Origin of the sequence: Streptomyces beigongshangae, assembly GCF_019710745.1 — a bacterium.
In the GTDB taxonomy this organism is placed as follows: Bacteria; Actinomycetota; Actinomycetes; order Streptomycetales; family Streptomycetaceae; genus Streptomyces; species Streptomyces beigongshangae.
The window spans coordinates 1-18,243 of the sequence record NZ_JAHKJW010000069.1 but is presented as its reverse complement, the minus strand read 5'-3'; the positions used below and the strand labels follow the sequence as shown (position 1 = coordinate 18,243).

Genomic DNA, 18,243 nt, shown 5'->3' with positions numbered 1-18,243 from the left:
GGCGGACGGCAGGTGGCGGACGACAGGTGGCGGACAACGGATGCGGCCTGTTCGGGGGCAGTTGCACGGAGTGAGGAAGGGTGAGGCGTCCTCTGCTCCTCGAACCGGCCGTGCATACATCGTGACGTGTGCTTCCCTTGATCCTTTCGCTGGGGACCGTGGTCACGTACCGCTGTTGTCGATCTCTATACTAAGGTAAGCCTTACCTGCTGATCACGCTCTGCCCCCTGCACAGGAGTGCCGATGACCGCCGCCCTGGAGACCCCGCCGGCCGCCGCGGCCGCGACCGTGTCCGGCCTGCTCTGCGGCGCGTACCGGCAACTGGTCGGGGTCTGCGGGGCGTTGACCGTGACGCTGGACGACCCGGCGCCGGGATTCACCCGTACGGACGTGAGCGGCGCGGAGCTGACGAAGGATCACGAGGCCCTGGAGGCGTTCCTCGCGGCTGAGGACGCGCGGATCCGGACACGGTACGACCACGTGCCGCGCCGTGACGTCGCCGCCTCCCGCGCCCTCCACGACTACGCCTGGTCGGTGGGCCTGCTGATGAGCGGCGTCTGGTACCTCACGGGCCGGGTGCCGCGCGTCCGGCCCGGGGACGTGCGCGTCGACCTGGCGTCGGGCGCGTTCGGCGTCACTCCCGGACCGGACCTGGCCTGCCTCCCCGGGGACCCGGCCGCCGCGCTTCCCGGGGTGCTGACCGTCCCCCACGAGGAGGCGCTGCGCGCGGAGCTGCGGATCGCCGTCGCCGACCACATGGAACCGCTGCTCTCCGCGATCGGCCCGTACGTCCGGCGCGGCCCGCGCGCGCTGTGGGGCCTGGTCGCGGACGACCTCGTCTCCGGCATCTGGTACCTCGGCCGGATGCTCGGCCGGGAGACGGACGCCGTGCGGGCCGCCACGGCGCTGCTGCCCTCCGCCGTACCGCCCTTCCCCGGCGGGGCGGACTTCCGCCGCCTCGCCGGCGCCGACGGCCGGCAGCACCCGACCCGCACCCGGATGGGCTGCTGCCTCTACTACACGATCCGCCCCGCCGAGGCATGCGCCACCTGCCCGCGCACCTGCGACGCCGAGCGGCTGCGGCGCCTCGGCGGCTGAGCGGCGGCCCGCACCCGCGGCCTCCGCGCCCTGCGCGGACGCCCGTGCCCTACGCGGACGACGGCGTCACCCGCACGTCCGCGGCCCGTACGAACGCCACCCGGTGCCCGAACTGGATCTCGTAGTACAGGTCCGAGCCCCGCACCACCCGGTGCGACGCCGTGTCGAAGGCCGGCGCGTAGAAGTACTCGCCCGGCACCTTGCCGCCGACCGCGTACTCCTGCCCCGCGAGGAGCCGGTACGGCAGCGGCGACACCTCCTGGACGGGCACCCCCGCCGGATAGGCGTCCTTCTCCGGGTACGCGCGCCCGTAGACGGGGATCCCGGCCAGTCCGGCCCTCGGGGTGACGACGGCGCCGGACGCGTTCACCGCCGTCGGCTGCCCACCCGGGTTCTCGAACCAGGCCCTCTGCCCCAGGTACCAGATCGCGGTCCAGTCGCCGCGGCGTCCGGCGACCGCGTACTGCTGGCCGGTGGAGACCCGCGACCCGATGTCGTTCACGTCGGTCGTGGACTCCGCCCCCGTGGGCCGCAGCCCGATGTCCTTGACGAGCGGGGCGTCCGCGCGGGGTTCGGTGCGCAGGCGCACGGCGCTGGAGCCGTGCGCCGGGCAGGGCTCGCCCGCGGTGACGCAGCCGGTGAACCCGGGCTTGTTCCGGTCGTACCGCGGCAGCACGGTCACCAGCCCGCCCTTCGGTCCGGCCGTGGCGCGCAGCGGCTCGCCGAGCAGCGTGAAGTAGTGCCGCCAGTCCCAGTACGGGCCGGGGTCCGTGTGCATCGACGGGACGGTCGCGGTCGTGGTGCCGGGCACGGTGTCGTGGCCGAGGACGTGCTGCCGGTCCAGCGGGATGCCGTACTTCCCGGCCAGGTACTTCACCAGCCGCGCCGACGACCGGTACATCGCCTCCGTGTACCAGGAGTCGGGTGCGGTCAGGAAGCCCTCGTGCTCCAGGCCGATCGACTTGGCGTTGACGTACCAGTTGCCCGCGTGCCAGGCCACGTCCTCGGCCTTCACGTGCTGGGCGATGTGCCCGTCGGTGGAGCGCAGGGAGTACTGCCACGACACGTACGCCGGATCCTGCACCATGCCGAGGGTGCTGTCCCAGGTGCTCTCGGTGTCGTGGACGACGATGTAGTCGATGCTCTGCGACGCCGGCCGATCCGCCTGGTCGTGGTTGCCGTAGTCGCCGTCCCCGAACTCCTCGTACGGTGCCGGGATCCACTCGCAGGACACGGTCGCCGGGCACTCGGTGGCGCCCGCGGCGGGCGCGCGCAGCCCCGCCGTCCTCAGCTGCGCCGTCGCCGGGCGCAGCCGGGGCTGCGCGTCGAGCGTGACGCGCTGGCCCGCGTCCGTCACCCGCTCCGCGCCCCTGCGGATCACGTCGAACACGTCGTCGGCGTACGTCGCCGCCGTCGCCGTGTCGTCGGCGCCCGAGTAGCGGGCCACCGCCCCGTACCAGTCGGCCGCGTCGGCGCCGAGCGGCCGGCCCGACCGCTTCTGCGCCGCCGCCAGCAGCGCGGCGCCCCCCGCCACGTTGGCGGCCGCGTCCGTACGCAGCCGCTCCGCGGGGATGCCGCTCAGTGCGGCGGCCTCGGTCAGCGTCCTGAGACGGGCCGGGAGCCGTTCGTCGCGCGGAACCTCCGCGCGGGGGAGCCGGGCGCCGCGCGAGTCGTCGCCGCGGGCGTCCTCCGTGCCGTCGCCGTGGTGCGCCGCCCCGCTCCGGGCGATCGCCGTGCGGGCGTCGGTCAGGTGCATCGGACCGTAGCCGCCCGTGACACTGGGCGCCCCGCCGTGCGCGTCCCAGCGCGACTGCAGGTAGGAGACGGCGAGCAGCACGCTCTGCGGTACGCCGTACTCGGCGGCGGCGTCGGCGAAGGCGTCCTGCAGGCGTGCGGGAGGCGCAGCGGGCGCGGACACCTGTCCGTGGCCGTCGCCGACGCCGTCGTGCGGGGCCGCTCCGAGCAGGGGCAGCAGCAGTGCGGCCGAGGCCAGGGCTCCCGCGGCCCGGCGGGCACGTCCGCGCCGGGCGGAGGGGGCGGGGGCGGTGGGGGATCCTCGCAAAGCCGGCCTCCTGGGGGCGGTCGAGCGTGACGGTGCGTACGGGGCGGGTGCGGATCAGTGCTACCGGCTCTCCGGGCATCCGTCAATCGTGCCCGGTGGCGGTGCCCTTCGGCCGGTGACGGCGACCGCGGCGCCGACGGCCCCGCACCGGCAGGCCGTCGACTTGCCCATCGGGAAAGCAGAAGATAACTTTCCTGGTGGGAAAATAGAACGGGACGGGAGGGCAGGGGCTGTGAACGCGCCGATGGACGCCGAACAGGCATGGAACGACCTGCAGCGCATCCGCGTGCCGCAGGAACGGGTGTACGACGAGGTCGAGCGGTCCGCCACGGACGGCCGGGGGAGCCTGCGGGCCACGGCCCTGCTCATGTGGGTCTTCCTCGTCTGTCTCGGGCTGGACCCGGCCGGATGGGACCTGGGGCTGCTCTGCGCCGGGTACGCCGTGCTGCTGGGCGCGCTGGCCGCGCTTCACGACCGCCGGAGCCGGGTCAGACTGCACCGCACCCGGTACCCCCGCCGCACGGCCGCCGCCTTCGCCGCCGGGGCGGTGCTGACCGGCGGGACGGCCCTGGTCTCCGGCCGCCTGGTGGAACCCCTGGCGCCGATGACGGGCAGCCTGGTCCAGGCCACGGTCTCGGCGGCGGTGTTCCTGCTGTTCGCCGGACCGGCGAACCGCTGGGCGGCCGGGGCGGTGCGGGAGCGCGGCGCACAGGCGCCGGGCGCGCGGGCGGCGGACGCGGAGGCGGGCCGATGAGCATCCCCGCCGGCTTCGACGAACTGATCCACCCCACCACCCGGCTGTCGGTGGTCGCCCTGCTCGCCGCCACCGAATGGGCGGACTTCGCGTTCGTCCGCGACAGCCTCTCGCTCAGCGACTCCGCGCTCTCCAAACAGCTGCACACCCTGGAGGAGGCCGGATACCTGGAGCTCCACAAGGAGGGCGGCGGCCGCGGGCGGCGTACCCGGGTGCGGCTGACGGACCGCGGCCGCACCGCCTTCGAGGGGCACGTCGCGGCGCTCCGGGCGATCGTCGAGGGCGCCGGTCCCACGACGCAGGCACAGTCACCGGCACTGCAGCGACACGATTCGGGGGCAGCACTGTGACACTCGGGGACAGCACGACGACACCGAGGCGGACACCCGCCCGGCCCGTCGTCCACGCGCGCGACGTGCGGATGACGTACGGCGACCTCGACGTCCTGCACGGCGTCGACCTGGACATCCACCACGGCGAGGTCTTCGCGCTGCTCGGACCCAACGGTGCGGGCAAGACCACCACGGTCGAGATCCTCGAAGGCTTCCGGCGGCGGTCCGCCGGTGAGGTGAGCGTCCTCGGCACGGACCCGGAGCGGGGCGACGACGCGTGGCGCAGCCGGATCGGACTGGTCCTGCAGTCCTGGCGCGACCACCGCCGCTGGCGGGTCGGCGAGCTGCTGACGCACTTCGCCACGTACTACGCCGACCCGCGCGACCCGGCCGAACTGCTGGCCCTGGTCGGTCTCACCGACCAGGCCGGCCGGCCGGTGGAGCGGCTGTCCGGCGGGCAGCGCCGGCGGCTGGACGTCGCGCTCGGCATCGTCGGCCGCCCCGAACTGCTCTTCCTGGACGAGCCGACCACCGGCTTCGACCCCGAGGCGCGGCACGAGTTCCACGCCCTGGTCGACCGCCTGGCCCGCGACGAGGGCGTCACCGTCCTGCTCACCACCCACGACCTGGTGGAGGCCGAACGGCTCGCCGACCGGATCGCCATGATGGTCGGCGGCCGCATCCGGGCCTGCGGCACGCCCGCGGAACTGGCCGGACGGGCCGCCGCCCGGGCCGAGGTCCGCTGGACGGCCGACGACGGGACGCCCCGCCGCGAACGCACCGAGGACCCCTCACGGCTGGTCTGGGAACTCCACCGGCGGGCGGACGGCCCGATCGCCGGCCTGGAGGTCCGCCGCCCCACGCTGGAGGACACCTACCTGCACATGGTGCACCGGGAGGCCGACGGCGCGGACCCGGGCACGGGCACGGACATGAACACGGGCACGGGCACGGGCACGGACGAGGAGGCGCACGTCGTATGACGGAGACACCCATGAGGAACGCGCTGCGCGCGGGGTTCCAGCGCGGCGGCATCGAACTGCGCCACCTCCTGCGCAACGGCAAGGAGATGGCGAGCCATCTGAGCAACGTGGTCGTCGCGCTGCTCGTCGCCGGTTTCGTCGGTGACGACGTGCCCGGCACCCGGACCCCCATGGCCCATCTGCTGCTGGCGGGCTTCGCCGCCTATCTGCTGTTCCAGGTCGGGATGATCAACCTCCCGCAGATACTCGTGACCGAGCGGGAGGAGGGCACCCTGCTGCGGCTGCGCGCCACCCCCGGCGGGATACCGGCCTACCTCGTCGCCAAGTGCCTGCTGGTGGTCGCCCTGGCGGTCGGCACCCTGGTCCTGCTCCTGGCGGCCGGGGCGCTGCTGGTGGACGGGCCGCTGCCGCACGGGCCGGGCGACTGGCTGACGCTGGCGTGGGTGACCACGCTCGGACTGCTCGCCGTCGTACCCCTGGGCGCGGCGGTCGGAGCGGTCCTGCCCAACCCCCGCGAGGCGCTGGCCCTGATCATGCTGCCGACGATGGGGCTGCTGTTCATCTCCGGGACGATGATCCCGATCACCTCGATGTCCGTGCCGGTCCAGCAGGTGGCGGCGGTCTTCCCGCTGAAGTGGATGGCGCAGGGCCTGCGTTCGGCGCTGCTCCCCGACACGGCGCGGACCGCGGAGGTGGCCGGCTCCTGGGAACTGCCCATGGTCGCCCTGGTCCTGACCGCCTGGGCGGTCCTCGGGTTCCTCCTCGCCGTGCCCCTCCTGCGCCGCGCCGCCCGCCGAGAGTCCGGCTCCCGGCTGTCCGCGCGCCACGAGAAGGCGGCACGGAGCGGCGCACCGACGTAGGCGGCCGGGCGGCCGGGCGAGGGGACGGTCGGTCCGGGAGACGGCCGGCGGGGCGCCCGGACACGACGAAGGCCCGCGGTGCGCCGCTGTCCCTGGGCGCACCGCGGGCCGCTGTCCCCGTCAGTGAGTACCGACGTACCCGACGTACCCGACGTACCGACGTCAGCGAGTACCGACCGCCGCGCGAACGGCCCTGCGGGCCAGCTGGCAGTCGTCGTGCAGCCGCCTCAGCAGCAGCCGCTGTTCCTCACCGGACGGCGCGGCGCCCGGGTGGGGCGGGCCCGGTGGCGTCGGGGCCGACTCGTGCATCGAACGCTGCACGGCTGTCTCGTACGTACGGATCTCCCGGGTGAGGACCAGCATCAGGTTCACCAGGAACGCGTCGCGCGCCGCGGGCCCCGCCGACTGGGCGAGCTGGCTGATCTGCCGTCGGGCGCCCGGCGCGTCCCCCAGGACCGCCCACAGCGTCGCCAGGTCGTACCCCGGCAGGTACCAGCCGGCGTGCTCCCAGTCCACCAGCACCGGACCGGCCGGTGAGAGGAGCATGTTCGACAGGAGGGCGTCGCCGTGGCAGAACTGGCCCATGCCCTGGCGGCCGGCCGAGTGCGCGATCCCGTGGAGCAGTTTCTGCAGGTCTCCCATGTCCCGGTCGGTGAGCAGCCCCAGCTCGTGGTAGCGGGAGATCCGGGCGGCGTAGTCCAGGGGGGCGTCGAACGTCCCCGCCGGCGGACGCCACGCGTTGAGCCGGCAGATCGCGCCGAGCGCCGCCCTGATGTCCGCGCGGGGCGGCGCCTCGGCGGGATGCCGGTGCAGTGCCGCCACCCGTCCCGGCATCCGCTCGATCACCAGGGTGCAGTTGTCCGGGTCCGCTGCGATCAGGCGCGGCACCCGCACCGGCGGGCGGTGCCGCACGAACGAGCGGTATACCGCTATTTCGTGCCGGATCCGCTCGGCCCACACCGGGGAGTGGTCCAGTGTGCACTTGGCCACGGCGGTGCTGCGTCCCGTCGTCCCGACGAGGAGCACGGACCGTCCGCTGCGGCGCAGCACCTGGACCGGGGCGAACTCCGGGCAGATCCGGTGCACCGACGCGATCGCCGTGCGCAGTTGGGCGCCCTGGGGGCCGGACAGGTCGATTCTCCCGCTGAGCGGTGGCGCGCCGAGCCCCGGCACGCGCCGCGGCCGCCCGGCACCGAGGACGGGAGCCGATGCCGGGCGGGTGGGGTCGAGGTAGGGGCCGCCGCCGACCGGGCGGGCGTGCAGCGACCGGGATGGGGCGGACACGGGGGATGATGCTGTGTACATGGGCGAAACAGATCCCTTCGTGTGCCGACGAGTTGCCGCGCTGCCCGCCCCGGCCGCCCTGGGGCACCCTGGGGAATGTCCCTCGGCGACCGGGTCGGGGTGGCGCGTTCCTACCTGACACCTTTCGCCCACTGGCACACCATCTGGCGTGCCCTGGCGAACCCTGGCGAATAGTCGCTCGGCACCTGGTGGCCGGTTACTGTCAACTCAGCCGAGAACCTGGGGGCTTGACGTGAGCGGACAACCCAACACCCGACTGTCGGACCTGTTCGGCCTGGCCGGCTGGTCCAAGGGCGAACTCGCGAGACTGGTCAACCGGCAGGCGGCGGCCATGGGCCACCCCCAGCTGGCGACGGACACCTCCCGGGTGCGGCGGTGGATCGACATGGGAGAGGTCCCACGCGATCCGGTGCCGCGGGTGCTGGCAGCCCTGTTCACCGAGCGTCTCGGCCGTGTCGTGACCATCGAGGACCTCGGTCTGGTCCGTCGCGGGCGCGCGGGAAGACGGCAGGACGGCGGGGGTGCGGAACATCCCGACGGCGTGCCGTGGGCGCCCGAGCGGACGGCCGCGGTCCTCACCGAATTCACGGGAATGGACCTCATGCTCAACCGACGCGGCTTGGTGGGCGCGGGCGCCGCGCTCGCCGCAGGATCCACACTCAGCAGTTCCATGCACGACTGGCTGCACAGCGATCCGGCCCTCGCGGCCGACGCCCCCGACATCGACCATCCCCTGCACGCCGACCCCGCCGGGTTCGACCGCTACGAGGCCGCCCCCATCGGGTCGCAGGAGATCGAGGAACTGGAGCGCTCCGTCGAGGTGTTCCGGGCCTGGGACGCGGCCCGCGGCGGCGGGCTGCAGCGCAAGGCCGTCGTGGGACAGCTCAACGAGGTGGGAGGCATGCTCTCCTACCGGCACCCCGACCATCTGCAGCGGCGCCTGTGGGGCGTCGCCGCCAACCTCGCCGTCCTGGCGGGCTGGATGTCGCACGACGTCGGCCTGGAGCCCACGGCGCAGAAGTACTTCGTCATCGCCGCGCACGCGGCCCGGGAAGGCGGTGACCGGCCCCGTGCGGGCGAGGCGCTCTCCAGAGCGGCCCGTCAGATGGTGCACCTCGGCCGGCCCGACGACGCACTCGACCTCATGAAGCTCGCCAAGTCGGGCTCCGGCGACGAGGTGCTGCCCCGCACGCGGGCCATGCTCTGCACCATCGAGGCATGGGCGCAGGCGTCGATGGGCAAGGCCCAGGCCATGCGGCGCACGCTGGGCGAGGCGGAGGAACTGTTCGTCTCGGACCGGAGCGACGTGCCTCCGCCGAGCTGGATGCAGCTGTTCGACGAGGCGGACATGCACGGGATGCAGGCCCTGGCCTACCGGACGCTCGCGGAGCACGACCCGGACGCGGCGGCCGTCGCGCAGCGCCACGCCAAGGAGGCGCTGGCGCTCCGGGCGAAGGGCCGGGACCGGTCGAAGATCTTCGACCACATCTCGCTCGCCTCGGCCTGCTTCATCGCCGACGACCCCGAGCAGGCCGACCGGTACGCACGGCTGGCGCTGACGTCGATGGGGTCGAACTCGTCCCACCGCACCTGGGACCGGCTCCGTGAGATGTACCGGCTGACGGGCCAGTACTCCAGCTATCCGAAGATCCACGATCTGCGGGAGGAGATCAAACTGTCCATGCCCAGGAACGCGCTGAAGTCCCGGGGCGGCAACAGCGCGCGGGCCTAGGGAGGTCCGTGCGCCGGCACCGGCGCGTCCCCTCACGGACGACGCGCACGGGCCTTCAGGTGACGACCCGGGCGACGAGCACACAGGCGTCGTCCGCGCGTTCCGTCCCGCCGAACTCCTCCACCACCGCCCGTACGCAGTCCTGTGCGGTACGGGCCCCGTGGAAGCGCGGGGCCAGGCCGAGGAGGCGGCCGACGGACGGGGTCCCCTCCCCGCCGCCCGCCACGTCCGGGCGGTGGGGACCCCGTCGCGGCGGAACCAGCCCGTCGGTGTGCAGGAGCAGCAGGTCGCCCGGTTCGAGCGGCTCCTCGGCCTGCCCGTACACGACACCCGGGGTGGCGCCGAGCAGGACGCCGTCCGGCGGAGCCAGCACGCTCCCCGTCCCGTCGCGGAACAGCAGGGGGGCGGGGTGTCCCGCCTGCGCCCAGAGGAGGGTCCGGCTCTCCGNCGGAACAGCAGGGGGGCGGGGTGTCCCGCCTGCGCCCAGAGGAGGGTCCGGCTCTCCGGGCGGTAGCGGCAGCACACCGCGCTGCCCAGGGCCGGCTGGGCCGAGGCGTCGAGCAACTGGTTGAGCCAGGTCAGCAGCCGGCCGGGCTCCGTGCCCGCCACGGCCATGCCGCGCAGTGCGCCGAGCAGCATCGTCATGCCCGAGGTGACCGCGATCCCGTGGCCGGTGAGGTCGCCCGCGCTCAGGAGCGTGTCCCGGTCGGGCAGTTCGAGGGCGTCGCACCAGTCGCCGCCGATGAGCGCGCCGACCGAGGAGGGCAGACAGCGGGCGGCCACGTCGAGGGCGCCCGTGCCCTGCCGGGGGAGCAGCGGGGAGCCGCGCCACGGGGACAGGACGGCCTCCTGCAGCTCGACCGCGAGGCGGTGCTCGGTCCGCGCCTCGTGCCGCCGGAGCCGCAGTGAGTCACGGGTCTCGCCGACGGTCCGCTGGTTGCGCCGCAACTCGCTGACATCGCGCAGCACGGCCCACATCGAGGCGGTGCTGCCGTCCGCGTCGAGCACGGGCTCGCCCATGATGTGCACGGTCCGTACGCCGCCCTCCGGCCGGAGCACGCGGAACTCCCCGTCGATCCGCTTGCCGTCGACCAGGCAGTCCGTGACCATCGCCGTGAGCCCCGGACGGTCCTCGTCCAGGACGACGGAGGGCAGTTCGTCGAGGGTGAGCGCGGGGGCGGCGGGGGGCCGGCCGAGGATCTGGTAGAGCTCGGCCGACCAGCTCACCTCGTCCGTCAGCAGGTTCCACTCGGCACTGCCGACCCGGCTGAGCAGGGAGCCCCGCCCGGGCGGCGCCGCCCCGTCCTCGGCGGGCGCGGGCGGCGGGCCGTCCCTCAGCTGCGCCAGGTGGGCGTCGAGGTCGTCGAGTTGGTGCACCGCCAGGTCGCACAGGGCGCGCTGCCAGCGTCCCTCCGGGTCCGTGCCGTCGGCCGGCGCGTCACGCCGTACGGCGTCCATGTCGCCCCGCAGCCGGCGCGTCTGCGAGATGAGCGCGTCGACCGGGCCGCACGGGGGCGGCTGGGCGGCGGGGTGGTCCGCCGGGCGGTGGGACGGCATGACGTACTCCGATACAGGCACGGTACGACCAAGACAGAGGAAGGACCGCTACGACTGTTGCACAGCCCGCGACGCGCTGTAAGGGGTTTGGCGACACACGGCCCGGGGGTGCCCCCGACATGTGCCGCAGTCCTGGCGACGGCTGTCATCAGGACGATTCCGGTATCCGCCCCCGGGCCCGGGTCGTAGCGCAACCGGCCGGGTCGGTGCACCGGCCATGATGTCGGACCGCCCTGCCGGGCGTACGTTCGTGAGACCTGTGTGCGGTTTTCCGGGCTCGCCCCGGCCGGTCCGCCGGGGCGTGCGGGCGCGGGCCCCGCGTGCTCAGTAGCGCAGCACTCCCGCGATGCCCTCGGCCTCGGCCAGGGTGCCGTCCGGGACGAAGCGGACCTCCGCGCCGGTGTCCAGGCACTGCTCGACGATCTCGTCCACGATGTCGTCCCGGGCGTCCAGGTCGTCGCCGTCGGCGGGTACGAGGTGGTCGCCGTCGTCACGCACCGTCACGCGGTGGTTCTCCTCGACGGCCAGCAGGCGGACCCGGCCGGCCGTCGCGTTCTGCCACACCTCGTCGACGCCCGCCGCGTACTCCCGGCGGCTCCTGGCGTGGTCGAGTTCGATCGTCACGCTGTCGATGCGCCTGAGGTCCTCGGCCGCGACCAGCGGACCCACCGCCTGCCACACCGCATCGGCCCCCGCGTGTCCGAGACCGCCGTGCGGCACGTGCACGGCGTCCCCGGTCGCGGTGCCGACCTCGGCGAGGAGCGCGAGCGCGGCCTGGTCGCCGGCGACGTACACGGGACGCGGGACGGCGCGCAGGACACCGGCGAGAGCGGTGTCGCCGTCCCGCAGGAAGCGGCGCGTGTGCTCGTCGCTGAAGGTGCTCGGCACGTCGCCGAGGCGTTCCCTGCGCTCGAAGTCCGGACTGTCCAGGCTCCGTGTCAGCGGGAACCCCGCCGTACGGGCCTCGACGACATGTCCCGCACCGCCGCTCCACAGCGCGATCCGGTCGGCGGAGACCGTGAGCACCCAGAACGGGTTCTCGGCGGCCCGCGCGGCGACGAGGTTGCGGGTCAGGAACGTGTCGGAGAGGACGACACGTTCCGGAACCGTCCGGGCCAGCGACCACACCTGGTGCTCCCCGGGGGCCGCGAAGATCGCGAGGCCGTCCTCGGCGCGGCTCAGATCCACCTCGGCCAGCGCCTGTTCGAGCTGCGCGACGACGTCCGTCCGCCGCTCACGGGTGACCGCGGGGTCGTCCTCCAGCCGCTTCTTCGCCTCGGCGATCACATTGCGCAGCCGGACGGGATCCTGCGCGCTGTCCGGCCCCCGGCGGTGGGTCGGCGTCAGCACCGACACCGCCGGATAGGGCCGGGGCCGGCGCAGCTCGGTGAGGGACGCGGAACTCAGACGGTGCTCCATGAACGCACCGTACGACCGGATCGGCGCGGCGGCACGCGGGGAGGCCCGATCGGGCGGAGGGCGCGATCCGCCCGTGTGCGGCTCACTCCTCCGAGCCGCACGAACTGCCGTCGGCCGGCAGCCGCCCGTACAGCAGGAAGTCGTCGACCTTCCGGTGCACGCACTTCGAGGAGGAGTAACCGGTGTGGCCCTGGCCCTTGTTGTCGAGGACGACGGCCGCCGGGCCGAGCCGGTCCGCGGTCTGCGTGGTCCAGCGGTACGGGGTCGCCGGGTCGCCGCGGGTACCGACCAGGAGCATCTTCGGCGTGTCGACGTCCCGCACCTCCTCGCGGATGTACGAGGTGCCCCGGGGACGGCCGAAGCACATCAGGGCCTCGGCGAGCCGGTACCGGCCGAAGACCGGTGACGCCCGCTCGTACTCGGCGCGCAGCCTGTCCATGTCCGCGATGATCCGGTCGGCGCCGGGGCGGTCGGGGTCGTCGGCGCAGTTGACGGCCATCAGCGCGGCCGGGAGGTTGTCGAAGGGCACGTCCCCCTCGTCGACGAGGCCCCCGTCCCCGCCCCCGTCCCCGACGCCGGGGACCGCGCCGCCGCCGGCGGAGAAGCCCATGATGCCCCGGGTGTCCCCGTCCCGGACCAGCGAGGTGAGTGCCTGCGAGAGCGCCGGCCACAGGTCCTTGCTGTAGAGGGCCTGCCCTATGGCGCCGACCAGGTCCTGGCCGGAGAAGGGTATGCCGAAGTCCGACGGCACCGGGTCCTCGTCCAGCGAGCCGATCAGCCGGACCACCTCCTCCCGGGCCGAGCGGGAGTCCTGGCCGAAGGCGCAGCCGATGTCCCGCGTGCACCAGTCGAGGAAGTCCTCCAGAGCGGTCTGCTGGCCCCGCGCGCCGGCGAGACCCTGCTCGCTCAGGGGTTCGGTGAGGGTGTCCACGCCGTCGAGGACCATGCGGCCGGTCCTCTCCGGGAACTGGGCCGCGTACACCGCGCCCAGGCGCGTTCCGTACGAGAAGCCGAGGTAGTTGAGCTTCTCGTCGCCCAGGGCCGCGCGCATCACGTCCAGGTCGCGCGCGGCGTCGACCGTACCGATGTGGTCCATCACCGGCCCGGAGTGCTCGGCGCATTCCGCGGCGACCTTCCGCAGCACCTCGAGAGCGGCCCGCGGATCGTCACCGGAGTCCGCCTCCTGCCCCTGCTCCTGCCCCTGCTCCTGTCCCTGCCCTTCCTCCTGCTCCGCCGGGTCGGGTTCCGTGTCCGCGCCGGGCTCGGGGTCGTCGGCGTACATGGCGTCGCCGCAGCTGACGGGGGAGCTCCGGCCGACGCCGCGCGGGTCGAAGGCGACCACGTCGTAGCCGTTCGTGAGACCCATGAAGTCCGCCCCGCCGCCCGAGAGTTCGGCGACTCCCGGGCCGCCGGGTCCGCCGAAGTTCAGCACCACCGAACCCCGGGATCCGCCGGTCGCCCCGAACCTGGCCATGGCCAGGTCGAGCGTCCCGGCTGCGGGGTCCGCGTAGTCGAGGGGAACGGTCACCTTCCCGCACTGCAGGCCCTCGGGCAGTCCGTCGCCCGGGCAGGCCGACCAGGTGATCTCCTGATCGTGGAAACGGGACAGGTCGGGTCGTTCGTCGGCGGCCGCGGCCACCGACGGCAGCCCGGCCCCCAGCAGGGCCAGCGCCGTGGCGCAGACGAAGGCGCGGCGTTGGTGCGTCGACAGCATCACAGGCCTCCCGGGACGCCCCGGCCGCGGCCGGGGATTCCCCCTCGATCACGATAAGGCGGCCTCCGCGGCCACGCCTCCCGGCGAGCTGCCCCCTACCGTCCTTTCCGCCGTCGCGCCACCGGACCGAACCGTTCGAACGCCGCTTCGGTCCGTGACCGCCCGAAGGAGGGTGAACGGCGGATGCCCCATAACCTGCGTGCTCCGCCCGCGTTCCAAGGGTGCGGGCGAGTGTCCCGCGACCACGTCTGGAAGGCAGGGAACCTCATGAAGCGGGTTGCCCGAAATGGTTTGATCATCGCGGCCGCCGCCTCCGGCGCCGTGGGCATGGTGATGCCGGCGCACGCGGACTCCACGGCCGACGGTGCCGCGGCCCACTCTCCCGGGGTGATCTCGGGCAACACCCTTCAGCTCCCGGTGCACGTCCCGGTGAACGCGTGCGGGAACACCGTGAACGTGGTCGGGCTCCTCAACCCCGCGGCGGGCAACAGGTGCGCCAACGAGGGCGGCCACGGGGGTTCCGCCGGGGCCGCCGCCGACGCCGTCGAGACGGATTCACCGGGACTGGTCTCGGGCAACGGGGTGCAGCTCCCCGTCGATCTGCCGGTGAACGTCACGGGCAACTCGGTGAACGTCGTCGGCATCGGCAACCCCGTCTTCGGCAACGAGTCCTCGAACACGTCCGGCGAGCGTCCGCAGGAGCCGGTCACGCCGTCCGAGCCGAAGCCGGTCCCGCCGCCGAAGCACCCCGCGAAGCCGTCGCAACCGGCCGAACCGGCCGAACCGGAGGAGCCGGGAGAGCGTGAGGCGCCGCGACCGCGGCCCCAGGGCGGCACCCGGGTCTCCCTCGCCGACACCGGTTCGCAGCCGATGGGCCCGACGGTCGCCGCGAGCGCCGCGCTGATGCTGGGCGGAGCCGTCCTGTACCGCCGCTTCCGGTCCGCCGCCGTACGGCGTTCCGAGGGCTGACCGGGGACGGAGGGGAAGACCCCACCGGCTGCGGCCGGTGGGGCCGGTGGAGCCGGTGGGGGCGGCTCACCGGCCGGCCGGCGTGCCGTGCTCCCGCCGGACGAACATCCAGTCCATGCGCGGCTCGACGACGCACCGGAAGACCGAGCGGACCGGGCCGGAGCACAGCGCGGTGATGAGCCCCGCGGCCGCCGCGGTGACGGTCAGGCGGCCGTACGCGGTGTGCACCCAGGCATGGTCGTACCAGTCCCAGAAGCGCGATGCCTTGATGACGAAACCGTGCAGCAGGTAGCCGTACATCGTCCCCGCGCCCAGCGCGGTGCACCACAGGCGGCGCCCGGGCACCCAGGACAGGAAGCAGGCCGTCAGGAGCAGCGCCAGGCAGAACAGGGCCGGAGTGGTGAGCAGTCCCGCCCAGGCCGGCGCGCCCTGGCCCGTGACGCTGCCCCGGTGGTAGAGCCACCCGGCGCCGAACCAGGGCGCCACCGCGTACGCGGTGAGGAGCGCCGCCCCGCCCACCGGCAGTGCGAGCAGCCGTACGCGCCACGTCCGCAGCCGCTCGAAGTGCTCGGCGCGCAGTGTCAGGCCCAGCACGAAGAACGGCAGGAACCCCAGCACCCGCTGGATCGAGATCTCCCCGCCCAGGTCCGGTGACACGGCGGCGAGCACGGCGAGTCCGAGCGCGACCGGCACGGGGTGGCGCAGTGTCAGCCAGACGGGGGTGGTCAGCCGCCAGACGAAGAGCGCGACCAGGAACCACATCACGTACCAGGGGTCCAGCAGACTGAGCGGATAGCCGGGATCGTCCTGCGCCCAGCGGTAGAAGAGGGTGTACGCGGTCTCGAAGACCAGGTACGGGACGACGACGCCCGTCAGCAGCCGGCGCACCCGGTCGGGCGCCATGTCGAAACTCCGCGAGAAGTACCCCGAGACGAGCGCGAACGCGGGCATGTGGAAGGCGTAGACGGTGAGGTACGCGGCGGTCGCGAACCGGCTCCCGCCGGTCAGGGGCTCCCAGGCGTGACCACAGGCCACCAGCACGATGACGAGGTACTTCGCGTTGTCGAAGAAGGGGTCCCGGAGCGCGGGCGCGGGCGCGGCCGGAGTCCTGGCCGGATTCCCGGCCGGGTGTTCCCGTGGCGCGGCGGGCGCGGGGGCGGACGGATCGTGCGACACCACATCTCCTGGCCTCGACGGCGGTGGGCCGATCACCCCCGCCTGCCCCCTCATGTACGGCTCAGTCCTGTCCCGCGTTCGCGGACCGGACCGGACGGCCAAGGACGCGTGCCCGGCCCGTCGACGGCCGGGTGTCCGAGGCGCCGGCCGGCCCGCGCGTCGCGGGCCGGCCGGCGGTCCTCACCCGTACAGGCGTCCGGCTACGCCCGTGGCGTGCTCTTCGTCCTCATCGCGGCGCCCGCGCACACGAGTCCCAGCAGCAGGGTCAGGGCGCCGATGACGATGTTGTTGAGCACGACACCGGCGTCGGGACGGTTGCCCACGATCCACGGTGCGATGATCATCCAGACGCCCATCGCGCACATCGCCCAGCTCAGGCCGTACATCCGGGCCGGTGCGGTGGTGAAGCCGAGAGCCAGCACGCCGATGGCGATGCCCACGATGAGGTTGTGCACCACGAGGGCGGGCTGACTGGTGGTGTAGTGGAGGATCCACGGGGATGCGGCGCAGTACAGACCGAGCAGGAACACCGGTCCGTCCACGAGCGCCACATCGCGACCACCGAGCATGCGGGCGTAGCGATCCCGCATCTCGGGTACATCGGGGTGACTGCTGATGTCACCTCTGGTGTTCGAGACGTTGGCCATGACTTGACTCCTTTGTCTCTGCAGGTGTCTCTGCAGGCCCGACCGCGACGGTGCGGTGTGCGGTGGACGCCGCGTGTCTATATTCTGCCCTTATTTCCTCTTTATGTGTAATGGTGAGGACGTGGCCGGAGTCGCCGGGCGGAACGACGAGGCCCGTCCGGTGTCCCCTCCCGGGATCGCCGACCGTCCCGGGAGGGGACCGGTGCGACGCGCGGCGGCGTGGAGACCCGCATCGGTCGTGCATCGGATAGATGTACGACCGTCGTACGCGGGTTCCCCGTCGCTCCGCCGTCCGCGTCGCTCCGCCGTCCGGGACCGGTGACCGGCCCCGGACGGCCGCCTCAGCCGGTCGTTTCGTGGCGCAGACGGTGGCGCAGCTGGTGCAGCCCCCGGCGGGCATGGCTCTTGACCGTCCCCAGCGGCAGGCCCGTGCGCCGGGCGATCTGCGTCTGGGTGAGGTCCTCGTAGAAGGCCAGACGCAGGATCCGTCGCTGGGTGGCGGGCAGTCTGGCCAGCTCGCGCCCCACCAGTACCCGGTCGAGGACGGACTCGGTCCGTCCGTCCGCGGGGCCGGCGAGCAGCAGGACGGCTCCCGCGGAGGCGACGAGCTCGGCGCGGCGCGTCCGGGCCGCCAGCGCGTCGGCGATCTTGCGCCTGGCGATGCCGACGATCCACCCGGTGAGGGTGCCGCGCTCGGGCCGGTAGCCGTGGCGGCCTCGCCACACGCCGAGGAACACCTGCTGGGCGACGTCCTCGGCCTCCCGGTCGTCGCCCAGGGCACGCCGGGCCAGTTTGTGCACCAGGGGCGACCACCTGTCGTGGGCGGCGGCCAGACAGGACTCGTCGCCGCGCGCCAGTCCCCGGGCCAGTTCCTCGTCGGTGAGCGGCTCCCGCGTCCGGCCCCGCGGGGGCGTGTCCCGTGCGGCCGAGCCGGCCCCTCCCGCAGCGGGGACCCCGGGGCGGGCCGTGCCGTCGGAGCCCCGCCGGGCGCCCGCCTGGTGCTCGGACATCCGTGCGGGTACGGGCGCGGGTGCGGGGCCGGGCGCCCCGGCGGGCGCCGGTGCGGACCGCCGTACGGCCCTCTGCTCGGGCCTCGCCTGTCCGGTCATGCTCACCGCTCCTCGCCTCGGACGACGGCGTCCCGGCCGTACGGGAGAACCGTGTACGCCGCTCTTCGGGCCGTGTGGGCACGGACCCGGGAGCGCCGGCGCGGGGCGTCCCCCGGACCCGCCCCGTCGCCGCCATCGTGGGAGCAGGTGGACCGAGGCGCCAAACCGCGTCGATTCTGCGTCGTATAGTCGGCCCATGGACGAGCCGACGGGCGGACCGGGGTACCCGGAGCCCGCCGTGCGGGAGGCCGCGGCGGCCGGCACGGGGATGACGACCGGGGGCCTGGCGCGGCGGCTGGGGGTGTCGCCGACCACGCTCCGCTCCTGGGACCGCCGCTACGGCGTGGGACCCGCGGTCCGCGCCGACGGCAGGCACCGGCGCTGGACGCCGCAGGACGTGGCGGTGCTGGAGACGATGTGCCGGCTCACCTCGGCGGGGGTGCCGCCCGCCGAGGCGGCACGCGCCGCGCGGGAGAGGGCCGCCGCCGCGGCGACCGCCGAGGGCCCGCCCACCGCGGACGGAGCC

The 18,243-nt window shown here is 74.0% G+C and carries 15 protein-coding genes and 1 pseudogene; 8 read left to right on the top strand and 8 right to left on the bottom strand.

Features of this window, described 5'->3' with window-relative positions; genetic code table 11:
* Positions 1-243 precede the first annotated feature (243 nt).
* The gene (locus KM933_RS33655) at positions 244-1,098 is read left to right on the top strand and encodes a (2Fe-2S)-binding protein (protein ID WP_221359592.1); all 855 of its coding nucleotides are present in this window, start codon (positions 244-246) and stop codon (positions 1,096-1,098) included.
* A gap of 49 nt (positions 1,099-1,147) precedes the next feature.
* Here KM933_RS33655 and KM933_RS33650 read toward each other — a convergent pair whose 3' ends face one another.
* Positions 1,148-3,160 carry an N-acetylmuramoyl-L-alanine amidase gene (locus tag KM933_RS33650; RefSeq protein ID WP_221359591.1) on the bottom strand — a complete coding sequence of 671 codons (2,013 nt, stop codon included), beginning with the start codon at positions 3,158-3,160 and terminating at the stop codon, positions 1,148-1,150.
* 232 nt (positions 3,161-3,392) lie between these two features.
* Between KM933_RS33650 and KM933_RS33645 the strand changes: the two genes are divergently transcribed.
* From KM933_RS33645 to KM933_RS33630, 4 genes are all read left to right on the top strand, one after another.
* On the top strand, positions 3,393-3,914 hold the full coding sequence (locus tag KM933_RS33645) for a hypothetical protein (protein WP_308013632.1): 522 nt from the start codon (positions 3,393-3,395) through the stop codon (positions 3,912-3,914).
* On the top strand, positions 3,911-4,264 hold the full coding sequence (locus KM933_RS33640) for a transcriptional regulator (protein ID WP_221359588.1): 354 nt from the start codon (positions 3,911-3,913) through the stop codon (positions 4,262-4,264). The genes KM933_RS33645 and KM933_RS33640 overlap by 4 nt, the downstream gene beginning before the upstream one ends.
* 71 nt (positions 4,265-4,335) lie before the next feature.
* Entirely contained in the window at positions 4,336-5,229 is an 894-nt protein-coding gene (locus tag KM933_RS33635) for an ABC transporter ATP-binding protein (protein ID WP_221359652.1), read from the top strand.
* An 11-nt stretch (positions 5,230-5,240) separates the two neighbouring features.
* Positions 5,241-6,089 (top strand): ABC transporter permease, encoded by an 849-nt coding sequence (locus tag KM933_RS33630; RefSeq protein ID WP_221359650.1) that lies wholly within the window; start codon positions 5,241-5,243, stop codon positions 6,087-6,089.
* 162 nt (positions 6,090-6,251) lie between these two features.
* Here KM933_RS33630 and KM933_RS33625 read toward each other — a convergent pair whose 3' ends face one another.
* Positions 6,252-7,394 (bottom strand): aminoglycoside phosphotransferase family protein, encoded by a 1,143-nt coding sequence (locus KM933_RS33625; protein WP_221359586.1) that lies wholly within the window; start codon positions 7,392-7,394, stop codon positions 6,252-6,254.
* A 232-nt stretch (positions 7,395-7,626) separates the two neighbouring features.
* Between KM933_RS33625 and KM933_RS33620 the strand changes: the two genes are divergently transcribed.
* Complete coding sequence (locus tag KM933_RS33620; protein WP_221359584.1) at positions 7,627-9,126, top strand: DNA-binding protein NsdB; 1,500 nt, start codon at positions 7,627-7,629, stop codon at positions 9,124-9,126.
* Positions 9,127-9,181: 55 nt separating this feature from the next.
* Here the strand turns inward: KM933_RS33620 and KM933_RS33615 are convergent.
* The 3 genes and pseudogenes from KM933_RS33615 to KM933_RS33605 form a co-directional block, all read right to left on the bottom strand.
* A pseudogene (locus KM933_RS33615) lies at positions 9,182-10,683 on the bottom strand (PP2C family protein-serine/threonine phosphatase).
* Positions 10,684-11,007: 324 nt separating this feature from the next.
* Positions 11,008-12,102, bottom strand: a complete 1,095-nt coding sequence (locus tag KM933_RS33610; protein ID WP_221359582.1) for a baeRF3 domain-containing protein — start codon at positions 12,100-12,102, stop codon at positions 11,008-11,010.
* An 82-nt stretch (positions 12,103-12,184) separates the two neighbouring features.
* Positions 12,185-13,816: an alpha/beta hydrolase gene (locus KM933_RS33605; protein WP_221359580.1), complete on the bottom strand. Its 1,632-nt coding sequence runs from the start codon at positions 13,814-13,816 to the stop codon at positions 12,185-12,187.
* 267 nt (positions 13,817-14,083) lie between these two features.
* Between KM933_RS33605 and KM933_RS40420 the strand changes: the two genes are divergently transcribed.
* Complete coding sequence (locus KM933_RS40420; protein ID WP_221359578.1) at positions 14,084-14,785, top strand: chaplin; 702 nt, start codon at positions 14,084-14,086, stop codon at positions 14,783-14,785.
* Positions 14,786-14,851: 66 nt separating this feature from the next.
* Here the strand turns inward: KM933_RS40420 and KM933_RS33595 are convergent, their stop codons facing one another.
* From KM933_RS33595 to KM933_RS33585, 3 genes are all read right to left on the bottom strand, one after another.
* Positions 14,852-15,961 carry an acyltransferase family protein gene (locus tag KM933_RS33595; protein WP_308013631.1) on the bottom strand — a complete coding sequence of 370 codons (1,110 nt, stop codon included), beginning with the start codon at positions 15,959-15,961 and terminating at the stop codon, positions 14,852-14,854.
* Positions 15,962-16,161: 200 nt separating this feature from the next.
* On the bottom strand, positions 16,162-16,608 hold the full coding sequence (locus KM933_RS33590) for an SPW repeat protein (protein WP_221359575.1): 447 nt from the start codon (positions 16,606-16,608) through the stop codon (positions 16,162-16,164).
* 341 nt (positions 16,609-16,949) lie between these two features.
* Positions 16,950-17,618 carry a sigma-70 family RNA polymerase sigma factor gene (locus KM933_RS33585; protein WP_221359648.1) on the bottom strand — a complete coding sequence of 223 codons (669 nt, stop codon included), beginning with the start codon at positions 17,616-17,618 and terminating at the stop codon, positions 16,950-16,952.
* 367 nt (positions 17,619-17,985) lie between these two features.
* Between KM933_RS33585 and KM933_RS33580 the strand changes: the two genes are divergently transcribed.
* The coding region (locus tag KM933_RS33580) for a MerR family transcriptional regulator (RefSeq protein ID WP_260334555.1) at positions 17,986-18,243 on the top strand (258 nt) is incomplete at its 3' end.